Annotated in this window: 11 protein-coding genes; 8 read left to right on the forward strand and 3 right to left on the reverse strand. The window is 28.2% G+C overall.

Going from position 1 to position 14,221, the window contains the following annotated elements; translation table 11 throughout:
• Positions 1-35: 35 nt before the first annotated feature.
• Positions 36-1,916 (reverse strand): ABC-F family ATP-binding cassette domain-containing protein, encoded by a 1,881-nt coding sequence (locus tag KHQ81_03590; GenBank protein QVK18806.1) that lies wholly within the window; start codon positions 1,914-1,916, stop codon positions 36-38.
• Between the two features lie 178 nt (positions 1,917-2,094).
• On the opposite strand from KHQ81_03590, the gene KHQ81_03595 reads away from it, so the two are divergent.
• From KHQ81_03595 to groL, 3 genes are all read left to right on the forward strand, one after another.
• Positions 2,095-2,739, forward strand: a complete 645-nt coding sequence (locus KHQ81_03595) for a redox-sensing transcriptional repressor Rex (GenBank protein QVK18807.1) — start codon at positions 2,095-2,097, stop codon at positions 2,737-2,739.
• A gap of 212 nt (positions 2,740-2,951) precedes the next feature.
• Positions 2,952-3,236 (forward strand): co-chaperone GroES, encoded by a 285-nt coding sequence (locus KHQ81_03600; protein QVK18808.1) that lies wholly within the window; start codon positions 2,952-2,954, stop codon positions 3,234-3,236.
• A gap of 19 nt (positions 3,237-3,255) precedes the next feature.
• Positions 3,256-4,875 carry a chaperonin GroEL gene (groL, locus tag KHQ81_03605; protein QVK18809.1) on the forward strand — a complete coding sequence of 540 codons (1,620 nt, stop codon included), beginning with the start codon at positions 3,256-3,258 and terminating at the stop codon, positions 4,873-4,875.
• 37 nt (positions 4,876-4,912) lie between these two features.
• Here the strand turns inward: groL and KHQ81_03610 are convergent, their stop codons facing one another.
• Positions 4,913-5,554, reverse strand: coding sequence for a TIGR01906 family membrane protein (locus KHQ81_03610; protein ID QVK18810.1), 642 nt, complete (start codon positions 5,552-5,554; stop codon positions 4,913-4,915).
• 250 nt (positions 5,555-5,804) lie between these two features.
• Here KHQ81_03610 and KHQ81_03615 point away from each other — a divergent pair, with 250 nt between their 5' ends.
• The 4 genes from KHQ81_03615 (at position 5,805) to KHQ81_03630 (ending at position 10,928) form a co-directional block, all read left to right on the forward strand.
• Positions 5,805-7,553 (forward strand): CvpA family protein, encoded by a 1,749-nt coding sequence (locus KHQ81_03615; protein ID QVK18811.1) that lies wholly within the window; start codon positions 5,805-5,807, stop codon positions 7,551-7,553.
• On the forward strand, positions 7,546-8,436 hold the full coding sequence (locus KHQ81_03620; protein QVK18812.1) for a hypothetical protein: 891 nt from the start codon (positions 7,546-7,548) through the stop codon (positions 8,434-8,436). Before KHQ81_03615 ends, KHQ81_03620 begins: the two co-directional genes overlap by 8 nt.
• Before the next feature lie 118 nt (positions 8,437-8,554).
• Positions 8,555-9,208, forward strand: a complete 654-nt coding sequence (locus KHQ81_03625; GenBank protein ID QVK18813.1) for a hypothetical protein — start codon at positions 8,555-8,557, stop codon at positions 9,206-9,208.
• Between the two features lie 67 nt (positions 9,209-9,275).
• Positions 9,276-10,928 carry a glutamine--tRNA ligase/YqeY domain fusion protein gene (locus KHQ81_03630; GenBank protein ID QVK18814.1) on the forward strand — a complete coding sequence of 551 codons (1,653 nt, stop codon included), beginning with the start codon at positions 9,276-9,278 and terminating at the stop codon, positions 10,926-10,928.
• Positions 10,929-10,982: 54 nt separating this feature from the next.
• Here the strand turns inward: KHQ81_03630 and KHQ81_03635 are convergent, their stop codons facing one another.
• Positions 10,983-11,843 carry a mechanosensitive ion channel gene (locus KHQ81_03635; GenBank protein QVK18815.1) on the reverse strand — a complete coding sequence of 287 codons (861 nt, stop codon included), beginning with the start codon at positions 11,841-11,843 and terminating at the stop codon, positions 10,983-10,985.
• Positions 11,844-12,004: 161 nt separating this feature from the next.
• On the opposite strand from KHQ81_03635, the gene KHQ81_03640 reads away from it, so the two are divergent.
• Positions 12,005-14,218 (forward strand): UvrD-helicase domain-containing protein, encoded by a 2,214-nt coding sequence (locus tag KHQ81_03640; protein ID QVK18816.1) that lies wholly within the window; start codon positions 12,005-12,007, stop codon positions 14,216-14,218.
• The last annotated feature ends 3 nt before the right edge of the window (positions 14,219-14,221 follow it).

Raw genomic sequence — 14,221 nt, forward strand, 5'->3', positions numbered from 1 at the left:
GAAAAAGACACCTATTTAGTGTCTTTTAGCTATTTCTAGAGTTGATCAATTTCTTCTATTAATTCTGTCCATGAATGGATTTTATCATCTAATTGTTTTTGCTTATGCTCTATTGTATCATGGACATCTTGTGCTTTTTGATAGTCAGAATAAACTTCTTCAGTTTGTTGATATATTTTTAGTTGATGTAATTCATCTTCTAGCTGAGCGATTTCTTCTTCTAAATTATCGATTTTTTTTTGTCGCTTTTTTTGTTCACTTTTTAATTTTTTTTGTTCCATGAAGTGATTAGCGTTTGTTTCTTTCTTCGTTTCTTCTATTAAATTTGCTTCTTTTTTCTTTTCTATATAATAATTATAATCACCAATGTATTCTACTACTTCGTCAATTGTAATTTCAATAATTCTAGTTGCGACTTGATTAATGAAGAAACGGTCATGGGATACAAAAATAATAGTTCCAGGAAAATTAATTAAAGCAGATTCTAACACTTCACGACTTAATATATCTAAATGGTTTGTAACCTCATCTAAAATAAGTAAATTCGCTTTAACAAGTGTTAATTTAGATAGAGCTAAGCGAACTTTTTCTCCACCTGATAAATCATTTACACATTTAAAAACATCATCACCTGTAAATAAGAAGGAACCTAACACCCCTCTAATATCTTTTTCAAGCATCATCCTATTTTCATCCCATAATTCATCAAGTACTGTGTTATTAGAATGTAACATTGCTAAATCTTGATCAAAATAGGCAATATTTACACCTGCCCCATACTTAATATTCCCACCAAGTGGATTGATTGCTTTATTAAGTGTTTTTAATAAGGTTGATTTTCCAATACCATTTGGCCCTAGGATGGCTACTTTTTCTCCTTTTTTTATTAGAAAATCAATGTTATTTAAAAAGGGTTCTTCATAACCGATGGAAAGGTTTTGTACATCTAAAACGATATTTCCTGTATTTCTTGAAAAGTCAAAATTGACTTTTATATTTTTATTATCAACATTTGGATTCTCTAGAACCTCTATTTTTTCTAATTTTTTTCTTCTTGATTTTGCTCGACTGGATGTCGTAGCCCTAACAATATTTTTATTAATAAATTCTTGTTCTTTTTGAATCATTTTTTGTTGTAAATCAAATTGTTTTTTCATATGTTCATAACGTTCATTTTTTTGAGTAAGATAGCTATCATAATTACCTTTATATAGAAAACCTTGATTAAACTCAATTTCATAAACTTGATTAACTACTTGATTTAGAAAATAACGGTCATGAGAAATAATGATAATTGCATGCTTATAGGATTTTAAAAAGTTTTCTAAAAACTCTACTGTTTCAAGGTCTAAATGATTTGTTGGCTCATCGAGGATTAATAAATCTGGTTCACTTAACAATAATTTTGCCAGTGCAAGTCTCGTACGTTGACCACCACTTAATTGATTTACTTGATGATGATAATAATCTTTAAAACCAAATTTATTTAGAATTGTTTCGATATGATACTCAAAGGTATATCCACCAATTTCTTCAAATGTTTGAAGCATATTCGTATATTTTGTGAGTGTTTCTTCATCAGAAGTAGTATTTAATTGGTTAGCAAGTTTGTCTAATTTTTTCTTTAAAGTAATTTGTTTATCAAAAACAAGACTCATCTCGTCAATAACTTTTTCCTCAGAATTGATTAAACTATCTTGTGAAAAATAACCTAGTTTTAGATTGGATGAAAGATAGATATTACCACTATCATAGGTCTCTAATCCACAGATGATTTTAACTAAAGTAGATTTTCCAGCTCCATTTCGACCTACAATTGCCATTTTACCATGACTATTTAAACTTAGATTTATATTATCTAATATAGATGTTACGCCAAATGATTTCTTTAAATGATTAACTGTAATTAAATTCATATATATCACCTTTAAAATTTCTCACTCTATTTTAGCATACTTTCGTAAGTTTTAAAAACATTAATCATTTTTATTGGTAATAATAAGCAGAAAAAGTATCTTTTAATTTACTTTTAAAATAAATAGTGATATATTATTACTAAAAGGTTGTGAAAAAAATAATAATGGTGGTGTTAACATGTATAAAATTTCAAAAGCAACTGTTAAGCGTCTCCCTTTTTATCGTCGCTGTTTTGAAAGCTTGCACGAGCAAGGTATAGAAAGAATATTGTCATCTCAACTTGGTGAAATGTTGAAGATTGATCCCGCGACAATACGTCGAGATTTTTCGTATATAGGAGAATTAGGAAGACAAGGGTATGGTTATGAAGTAGATGTAGTATTAAATGCATTAAATGATTTTTTAGATTTAAATAATGTTGAACAATGTGTCTTAATTGGTGTAGGTAACTTAGGTAAAGCATTTTTACAGTATAATGTAATGAAATCACAGACAAAAAATAGTATTAATCCAATTAAGATAAGTCATGCTTTCGATATCTCTCATGAAGTAATTGGAAAAAATTATAGTGGTGTCGAAGTTGTTCATATTGATAGACTAGAAGAAATAATTAAAGAGAATAAAATTAGAATCGCTATTGTCTCAGTGCCTCCAAAAAATGCGAATGAGATAGCAGCAAGATTAGAATCAAGTGGTATTAGAGGTATTTTTAATTTTTCATCTATGAGTTTAAATGTGTCAAGAAACGTATATGTATATGATGTTGATTTGTTGAATGAATTACAATCATTTTTGTTTTTTGTTAAAAACAAATATCAATAAATAATAGGATAATTAATTAACGTTGATTATTGTTGTAAAAAGATTATTTTATAAATTATAAAATAATCTTTTTACAGTTTATGGAGAAAAAATAGAAAAAAATGTATAAAAAAACCTTGCAAAAATATAATATATATGTATAATTATATATGTGATTAGCACTCGAATATCATGACTGCTAACAAGACTTATTAAAGGAGGGTACTGTACGAATGATTAAACCTTTAGGACAAAGAGTACTTTTAGAAAAATTAGAAGTTGAGAAGAAAACATTAAGTGGTATTATTTTACCAGACAATGTAAATGAAGAGAAAAATTTTGCTAAGGTAGTTGCAATAGGGACTGGCAAAAAATTAGAAAATGGAAAAAGAGAAGAATTTGATGTGAAGGTTGATGACAAAGTTATTTATTCTCAGTATGCAGCAACTGAAACAAAAATAGATGGAAAAAAATATTTGGTTGTTGATGAAAAAGACATTTTAGCTATTTTAAATTAATTGAAAGGAGAGAATATAAATGGCAAAGGAAATTAAATTCGGCGAAGATGCACGTCGTAAAATGTTAGACGGAGTGAATCAACTTGCTGATGTAGTAAAAGTAACATTAGGGCCAAAAGGACGTAATGTTGTATTAGAACAAAGTTTTTCTGCACCGATGATTGTAAATGATGGTGTAACAATTGCGAAAGAAATTAAATTAGAAGATAAATATGAAAATATGGGAGCTCAATTAGTTGCTCAAGTTGCAACTAAGACAAATGATATCGCTGGTGATGGAACGACAACAGCAACGATTTTAGCACAAGCGATGATCAAAGAAGGATTAAAAAATATTACTTCTGGAGCTAATCCGATGGTTGTTCGTCGTGGAATTGATAAAGCAATCAAAGTGGCTACAGAAGAACTTCAAAAAATATCTCGTAAAATTCAAAGTAAAGAAGAGATTGCTCAAGTTGCTGCAATTTCAGCTGGTGATGAAGAGGTTGGACAATTAATTGCTGAGGCAATGGAAAAAGTGGGTAACGAAGGTGTTATTACTTTAGAAGAATCTCGTGGTTTAGAAACTGAATTAGAAGTCGTTGAAGGAATGCAATTTGATCGTGGTTACCTTTCTCCTTATATGGTTACTAATTCAGATAAAATGATTGCTGAATTACAAAATCCATATATTTTAGTTACAGATGGTAAAATCTCTAATCTACAAGAAATCTTACCAATCTTAGAACAAATTGTTCAAGAATCAAAACCTTTCTTAATCATTTCTGAAGACGTAGAACAAGAAGCATTAGCAACTCTTGTTGTTAATAAATTACGTGGTAGTTTCCAAGCAGTTGCTGTTAAAGCTCCAGGATTTGGGGATAGACGTAAACGTTTATTAGAAGACATTGCTGCTTTAACTGGTGCAGAATTTATTACCTCTGATTTGGGATATGAGTTAAAACAAACAAACATCGCTCAATTAGGTCGGGCTAGTAAAGTTATTATCACAAAAGATAACACGACTATTGTTGAGGGTGCTGGTTCACAGGAAGCATTAGAAGATCGTATTAATCAAATTCGTTCTGAAATCGTCGAAACATCTTCAGAATATGATAAAGAGAAATTACAAGAACGTTTAGCAAAATTATCAGGTGGAATAGCAGTTATCAAAGTTGGAGCTGTTACAGAAACTGAATTAAAAGAGCGTAAATTAAGAATTGAAGATGCTTTAAATTCAACACGTGCTGCTGTTGAAGAAGGAATTGTTGCTGGTGGTGGTACAGCATTAATGAATGTATTTAATGCCATTTCTGCAATAAAAACAACTGGTGATGAATTAACAGGTGTTAATATTGTGTTAAATGCTTTAGAAGCACCAGTAAGACAAATTGCTGAGAATGCTGGTCTTGATGGATCAGTAGTTGTTTATAAATTAAAACAATTAGCTCCAGATGAAGGATATGATGCATTACAAGATAAATTTGTGAATATGTTTGAAGCTGGTCTTGTTGATCCTACGAAAGTAACTCGTACCGCATTACAAAATGCTGCGAGCATAGCTTCATCATTCTTAACAACAGAAGCTGCTGTTGTTGAATTACCAAAAGAAGATAGTACTCCACAAGCACCTAATATGGGTGGAATGGATATGATGTAAAAAAGATAGGACCATACTTACGGTATGGTCCTCTTTTTTACATATATCTTTTTAAATGAAGATGATATAAGTAATTCATTAATATACTTTCTAATGCAATGATGATTAATAATAGAACTGCGGTATGCATGAAATACCTTTCAGGTAATAAATATATGATGGGATCTGTTACAGGATCAAATAACCAATGATTATTTCTAAAGGTCAATTGATGAAAAAAAGTAAAAATTTCATTAAAGTTAAATAATAGAGGGAAAATAAGGACAAATGGGATTCCAATCAATAGAAATGAAGTGTACCTCAAAAATAAATAATCTTTATATCTATTTATATAAAAAATACCAATAAGTGATAATACAAGAGAAAAATACAAGATATAATCTAATTTTTGAAGAAGAATTTTAACATCTTCAAAATGAATTTTACCACGTTCACTCATTGGTAAGGTAGGTAATTTTAACTCATCATGGTTAAAAGTCTTAAGATAATCAATGAGGGCATCGTAATTCCTAATGATTTCAGATCTAGGCATTTGTGCTGCTTTTGGAATATCTAAATAATTAATATCAAAATAATATAGAGGTCTAAAATGTAACGTAAATTTAACAGCAATAATAATTAATACAAATGTGATGAATATACTAGTTAGAATAGTTACTATGTTTAATTTTTTATTCATTCGTGCTCTCCTTATAAGATTGTCTTATTATTTTAAAATAAAATCGAAGAATATACAAGATTTTTTATTAAAAAAAATGTTTTACACAATAATCATAATATAGAATCTCATTAATATTTATTGATATTTAGTGAAAGACAGTGAAACAAAATGTTATCTGTCTTTTTATATTTTATATAGATTTATCCTTTTATATTATGGTAAATTTTGCTATAATAAATTTAATTAAATAAAGTAAGGGGGATTTCTTGTGGTTACTTTAGGATTAAATTTCGATATATTGTTTATTCTCATCATGATAACATTTATTATGATAGGATATATAACAGGTGCTAATGTCGAATTAATTAAATTAATTAAGATATACATACCCTTTATTGTTGTTTTTTACCTAGGTGGTCCAATCTCAAGATGGATTTACAAATCTGGTCAATTTAAAAAATTAATTGAAAAAGTTAGCTTTATAAATGGCATGGCTTATTTTAATACATTTATTATGTTTTTATCTACTTTTATAGCCTTTTTTGGAACATATCTTATCATCGGATTAATTATAAAATTTGTTCAAAAAAGAATTCAATCTGAGATTGTTACCTATAAATTAGGAAAATTTAATAATAAACTAGGTGGATTAATTGCGATTATCAGATTTTATGTTATTATATCAATTTTGATACTCCCATTTTTTATCTTAGGATTTACATCTACGAATCAATTTTCTACGAATCTTGTTTTAAAGTATCCACCACCATACACACAGATAGGTCGTTTAGTAAATTCATCACAACCAGTATTAAATGCTTCTAACTCACTATCTACTTTTATGGAGGTTGTTGATGTCAATAAATTAAAAGAATATTACAATGTTGTTACTGATTTAGAAACGACTTTAGATGGATATGAACAACAAGTTGATAATACTTGTGAATATACACCTGGAACTGGTCAGTATCCACTATTACATGCATATGTTAATGATCCATCACAATGTATGAGCGAAGAATTAAGTTCTATTCTTCCTTATAAGGGACTTATTATGTGGGTAAGTGAAGATGATGTCGATTTATCTAATTTAACAAATGATGAATTAATCGAAGCCTTTAATGATAAGTATGATTATATTTACAATCATACAGATGATATTAGTATGAAATCTACTTTAGAAAAAGCCCATAAATCATCAGAAATCTACTTAGTCGTTAATAAATGGCTAAAAGAAACTTTAGGTGGAAGTTATGATATCGCTAATTTATTAAATGATGATAATATGAAAACAATTATTGATCAATTAGTTATAGATCATGCGAATGAAAATACAGAGGGTTTATTCTTTGAATTATATCAATTAGATAATGATGAGTTAGACCAAAAGTTAGTTTCAATTGGAAAATTCGTTAAAAACTACACAGAAATATATGAACCAATTATGAACACAATGCCAGAACAATTACCTTTTAAATATAAGTTAATTGCTTCAACCTTAAAGAATTTTAACTTTATGCCTCCATTAGAACGTACACCTTTAATGGCAATGTATGTAATCGACACGTTTAAATTGTTAGATGAAGCTAATATGAAACTCATGGATGATGAACCTATCTATCGAACACTTGTTAAAATTGTTATACCATTATATCTTTTAAAACCAGATGAAAATGGTATTATGCAAACTTATACTGCAGAAGATATGCAAGATCTTTTAACAAAGCATTGTGATAAAAATGTATGTAGTATAGATGATGCATTTAATAAAGTCATTATCACAGAAGATTTCTTTATTGAATTGATGTATGCTTTAACTGATGATGAGGATGGAGACATTCAATCTTATCTTGAATATTTAATAACTGATCAACCCGATACAAATCGTCCACTCATGGAAAAAGAAGTAGTGGATGTCTTAGAAGACTATTTTAATGAGATGTTTAAAAATAGTGATGATGAAAGAGTTCAGGCAATTAAGGATTCATTGAGCGAAGTAGGTGATGTTAATGGGTAAAATTAAAGTTAACCCAAATGATACTTTAGCACAAGAAGCAATGAAAAGAAAATTAAAAGTTTATACCCCTTTTAATCCTTACTTTTCTAAAGATACACAAGTAGAGATTACAACTTTAGAACAAGTTTACTTTTATCATAAAAAATTAGTTAACTCTAGAGTATTAGGTGAAGTTGTTAAAGACAAAAAGATTCGCAAAGGTAAAAGAAGAAGAATTGTGAAAGATTTAGTTAAGTATTGGGATAAAGATTTTAAAGAAAACATTGAATTTCAAAAGAAAATGATGTTAGAAAAAACTACTGAAATAAAGAGTAAAAAAATTAAAAAAATACGCTTTATGTTTGTTTACTTGTTTTCACTTATTTGCATTATTTCTATATTCTTAAGTAAAAGAGTTAGTTATTTGAAAAAAACTCCTTTTATTAAAGATTATATTACTAATTTTTATATTATGATTGAAACCCCCTTATATTTTAATCTCTTGATTATTTTAATTTATTTATCGTTGATTACTGTATTGTATATTATATTATTAAGGACGTATTTCGATATATTAAGAAAAGTAGGGAGTAATGCTGAAGTATTTATAAATGATGAATTTAAAAAGATTTTCGATGGCTTCGTAACTCAACATAAAAAAGTGAAACGTCATTTATTAAAAACGACTAATGCACATAATAAAAAAAGTTTTAAAATTAAAAAAATATTTGATCCTAATGTTGTACTTAAGAAATTGACAGGTTATTCTCAACATGTTGAAAAGAAAATCATTGATTTTAGAAAAAAATATCATTGGTTGCTTTTCTTTCAGTTTTTACTTAAAGCAGGTACGCTAGGATTAACGATTTATTTAGGTTATATCTATTATAATAATTTCTATTAATCAATATAAAAATAGGATATATCCAATAGTCATTATTGAATATCCTATTTTTTATTCATTATTGAATAGGTTATAAAATAACTTTATCATTATGAGATAAAATAATAAAGGTGATACAATGAAGAAAATTAATATAGCTGAAGAATTGAAACATACCGTTAAAGAATTTAAAGTAGGAGTAATTTCTTTTACCTGTTCTGTAGAAAAAACGAGTTTTTTAAATGAAATCATTTTTGCTTTACAAGAGGAAATAAAAACAAACTATTCATTAAGTGATGTTTTAAAAATTACTAATATTGAAGCTGCACGTAAAGGATATAAACTTCTAGGAAAAGACCCTAGTCGATATCGTTTAGCAGTTGAATCTTTATTTAGACGTATAGTTAAAGGAAATGAGTTATATCGTATCAATGATGTCGTAGATTTAGGAAATATCTTATCCTTAAAAACCATGCGTTCTGTTGCTGTCTTAGATGAGGATAAAATTGAAGGAGATATTTTGATACGAATTGGTCAAAATGAAGCTTATGAAGGTATTGGTCGTGGTAATATAAATATTGAAAATATTCCGGTCTATTGTGATCAAATTGGACCATTTGGGACGCCTACAAGCGATACCATGAGAACGATGATTACAAATGAAACCAAAAAAGTTTTGATTTTTATTATATCTTTTAATGGTGAAAAAGGTTTAATTGAAGATATTAAATTGTGCATGGATTTGTATCAAAAATATGCAAGTGGCACAGAATTCATCTATAAAATTATTTAGAAATAGTTATAGTCATTTAATAATTATCATGTTATAATAATTAAATGAATATTCTGGAGGCGATACAATGGAGAAAACATTTGAATCGAATTTTATATCAACAATAATAGGAGAAGATCTTGAAACAGGTAAATACAATGAAGTTATCACGCGTTTTCCACCTGAACCAAATGGATGCTTGCATATTGGTCATTTGAGAGGTATAGCACTTCATTTTGAAACAGCAAAGATGTTTAGAGGTAAGACTAATTTACGTTTTGATGATACCAATCCAGTAAAAGAAGATCTAAAATTTGTTAATGCGATAAAAGAGGATATTGAGTGGTTAGGTTATAGATGGGAAAATTTATTCTGGGCCTCAAATTATTTTGATGAACTGTATAAAAGAGCGATACTACTAATAAAAAAGGGTTTAGCATATGTTGATGATCAAACCCCTGAAGAAATTAGGGAAACCAGGGGGACACTAACTGAACCTGGTATAAATTCTCCTTATAGAAATCGTTTGATTGAAGAGAACTTAGATTTGTTTGAACGAATGAAAAATAAAGAATTTACAGAAGGATCTAAGGTTTTACGGGCTAAAATAGATATGGCTAGTCCGAATATTAATTTAAGAGATCCGATTATATATCGAATCACCTATAGTAAACATCATAATACAGGTGATAAATGGTGTATTTATCCAATGTATGATTTTGCTCATCCTTTATCTGATGCAATTGAAGGAATATCTCATTCTATGTGTTCTTTAGAATTTGAAGATCATAGACCATTATATGATTGGTTTGTTAGAGAATGTGAAATGGAACATGTTCCAACACAAATTGAGTATTCAAAATTATACCTTTCTAATACGATTTTATCAAAAAGAAATCTTAGAAAACTTGTTCAAGATAAATTAGTTGATGGATGGGATGATCCTCGTTTAGCAACCATTAGAGGGTTGCGTAGAAGAGGTTATACCAAAGACGCGCTTAAGAACTTTGTGTTTGATATAGGGATATCAAAATCAAATGGTATTGTTGATTATCAACAACTAGAACATTACATCCGTGAAGATTTAAAATTACAAGCACCAAGAACAATGGCTGTTTTAAAACCATTAAAAGTTGTGATTACCAATTATCCTGAAGGTGAAGTTGAATATTTAGAGGAACCAATTAATAAAGAAGTAGAAAATATGGGAACTAGAAAAATTCCTTTCTCAAGAGAAATATATATTGAACAAGAGGATTTTATGGAAGTTCCAATTCCAAAATATCGTCGTCTTTATCCAGGGAATGAAGTTAGATTAGCACATGCCTATTTTATTAAATGTACGGATGTCATTAAAGATGAAAATGGAAATATTAAAGAAATACATGCTACTTATGATCCTGAAACTAAATCAGGAACAGGTTTTACTGGCAGAAAAGTAAAAGGTACCATTCATTGGGTTGATGCTAATCATAATATACCATGTGAGATTAGATTATATGACCACTTAACAATTGAAAATGATGAATCAAAAGGCTTACCTTTTATTGAGAAATTAAATCCAAATAGCTTAGAAGTATTAAATGGATTTATTGAATCAGAATTAAAAGATGTAAAACCTTATGATAGATTCCAATTTACTCGTAATGGTTACTTTGTGGTTGACCCAAAAGACACATTGGATAATAAAATTGTCTTCAATCGTATTGTTTCATTAAAAAGTTCGTTTAAAATAAAATAGAATGTTATTAAAGACGACTTGTAAGGATTTCCTTTGAGTCGTCTTTTCTTGTATTTATATATTTTTATCTATTTTTTCACCTTTGATTTTTATTTGATTAACTCCAATATTAATTTGTTCTTTTTTAAATGCTTTTAAAAGTTCTTCACGGATATAACGTTGGACTCCCCAATGAGTTTCTCTAACGGTTTGACACATAATCCTTACTTCAAAACCTAATTTTTGAAGTTGATTAACACCTAATATGAGAGGGATTGACAAGATGTTTGTATTAGCTTCCTTAATTTGAAGTAGAGATTTTTTAATGACTTCCATTGTTTTATTTAGATCTGACTCATAATCAATAAGAATATCTACAAGTGCTTTACCATCATCAAGTGAATAATTTATAATATGACCGATTTTAGAATTAGGAATAATATGAACTTCACCTGTAAAACTTTTTATTTTAAGAGTCCTTAAACCAATGTCAATTATGTTTCCTTCGACATTGTCTATTACGACATAATCATCGACTGAAATATTATCTTCAAAGACATTAAAAAATCCTTCTAAGAAATCTTTCATTAAATTTTGACTTCCAACAGCGACAACAACACCTAATATACCAGCACCTGCTAGTATGGTTTGTATATTAACTCCTATGGTTGATAAGATAATTAAAAAAGTGACAAAATAGACAAAATAACGCCATAAACTTAAGACAATTTTCTCTAATGTTTTTTGACGCCTACGAATGAGTTCTGTACGGTTAAAACGAATTGTTTTTAAAGATAAGGAAAAAATTCTTCTAATGATTATACCAATTAAGTAATAGCTTATCATTGTAGCAATTAGAATCAGTATAACCTGTAAGATTTTAATAAGTATGTTATTATAATTAATGTTTAGTTTTAAAATTTGACTAATATCCATTGGTTTCTTCCTTTTTTTATTTCATCATTTATTATTATAAGGAATTTTGTTATAATTATAAGGTCGTCTAAAAGAGATGAAATCAAAAAAATATTATAAAATGATAGTAATGCAAACGGATGTTTGATATAATTAAGAAAACGTTAAGAAAAGGTGATATCATGAATCAAATATTAGAAAATTTAAATCCACAACAACTTGAAGCCGTTAACCATTATGAAGGTCCGATGCTTGTGATGGCAGGTGCTGGAAGTGGGAAGACAAAAGTATTAACTCATCGTATTGCTAATTTAATTGAAGAAAAAAAGATTAGCGAAACGAGTATATTAGCGATTACCTTTACGAATAAAGCAGCTAAGGAAATGAAAGAACGGGTTATTTCTTTGGTTGGGAAAAAAGCAAAAAATATGCATATATCAACATTTCATGCTTTATGTGTCTATATCTTACGTCAAGATATTGATGTTTTAGGTTATCGTCATAATTTTGTAATTTATGATAGTAATGATACAAATAGTGCCATTAAAAAAGTGTTAAGTGATTTAAATATTGATTCAAAACATTATCCACCAAAACGCATTGCAAATACGATTTCTAACGCGAAAAATGAGTGTGTTTTTCCTGAGCAATTTAAAAAATATGTTAAAGATGATTATACTGAGATCGTCAATAGAGTTTATAAAAAGTATCAAGAAGCATTAATGCAAGCTAATGCGTTAGATTTTGATGATTTAATCATGTTAACCTTGCGTTTGTTTGAAAGAGATAAAGAAATTTTAAATTTTTACCAACATAAATTTCAATTTATATTAGTTGATGAATATCAAGATACCAATTTATCCCAATTTAAAATTGTTAAATTACTTGCGCAAAGACATCATAATATTTTTGCGGTTGGTGATTCTGACCAATCAATTTATAGTTGGCGTGGTGCTGATATTAGAAATATTTTAGAGTTTGAAAAAGATTTTAATAATAGTAATGTACAAGTCAAAACCATTTATTTAGAACAAAATTATCGTTCTTATCAAAACATATTAGATTGTGCAAATTGTGTTATTAAAAATAATTATTCTAGTGGAAAGTTTGTCAAAAAATTATGGAGTAATAAACAAGATCTTAACAAGCAGGTTGTTTATTATCGTGCGGTTAGTAGTGATGTTGAAACTGAGTATATTGCACAAAAGATTACGGAAAAATTAAAACAAGATCATTACCAATTAAATGATATTGCGATTTTATATCGAACAAACGCGATGAGTTTAGCGTTAGAAAAAGTTCTTAATCGTTATAAAATTGATTATGAAATTATTGGAAATGTGTCTTTCTTTGACCGTAAAGAAATTAAAAATTTAGGCGCTTATTTAAGACTAATTGTAAATACAAATGATGATATTTCTTTTTTACGTGTTGTTAATGAACCTAGAAGAGGAATTGGAAATTCTACATTAGAATCTTTAAAACGTTATTCATTTGAAGAAGGTATTTCATTATTTGATGCTGCTAAAGAAATAAATACCTTATCTAATCGAGCAAAAACAAGTTTATTAGGTTTTGTTGAAATGATTGAATTTCTACAAAGTCAATTAGTTGATATAGATATTAATGATTTTATTGACCTTGTTTTAGACAAATCCAATTACTTACATACGTTAAAGCTAGAAAATACAGAAGAAGCCAATAGTCGTATTGAGAACTTAGAAGAATTTAAAACCTTAACCCTAGATGTTGAGGAAGATTTAAATGAACAAGGTTTATTTCTCAATCAAACCTTGACTGCCTATGATAAATTATGTTTAATATTAAATAATATTGCCTTATCCTCAGGTAAAAAACAAAAGAAAGAAAACGCAGTAAAAATGATGACAATCCATGCGGCTAAGGGATTAGAATTTCCATTAGTATTTATTTACGGAGTAGAGGATAATATTTTCCCGCTTGGTGGTTATGATGTATCAAAAGAAGAATTAGAAGAAGAGAGACGTTTAATGTATGTTGCCATTACACGAGCTAAAGATGAATTATTTATTACTAATTCAGAAATGAGAAAGATGTATGGTAATTATAAAGTGAATCCTGAATCAAGATTTATTAGGGAAATTGATAATGACTTATTGAGTTATCAAGGGGTTAAAAAAATAAAAGTTATGGATAGAAAAAAACCAAGTTTCTCAATTAAGCATCAAGAAAAAAGTTTTGAAAAGAAAAAAGAGAATGTAAAAGAAGCTAAATGTGGATCAAAAATAATTCACTCAAGATTTGGTGAAGGTGTTATTGTGAATGTAAATAAAGATATTTGTACTATTGCTTTTTCAGCTAGTCACGGGATTAAAAAATTGGATATTAATCATCCTGCTATTACGATTATCAAATAAGTA

The organism is Mycoplasmatota bacterium (assembly GCA_018394295.1).
Classification (GTDB): domain Bacteria; phylum Bacillota_I; class Bacilli_A; order Haloplasmatales; family Haloplasmataceae; genus JAENYC01.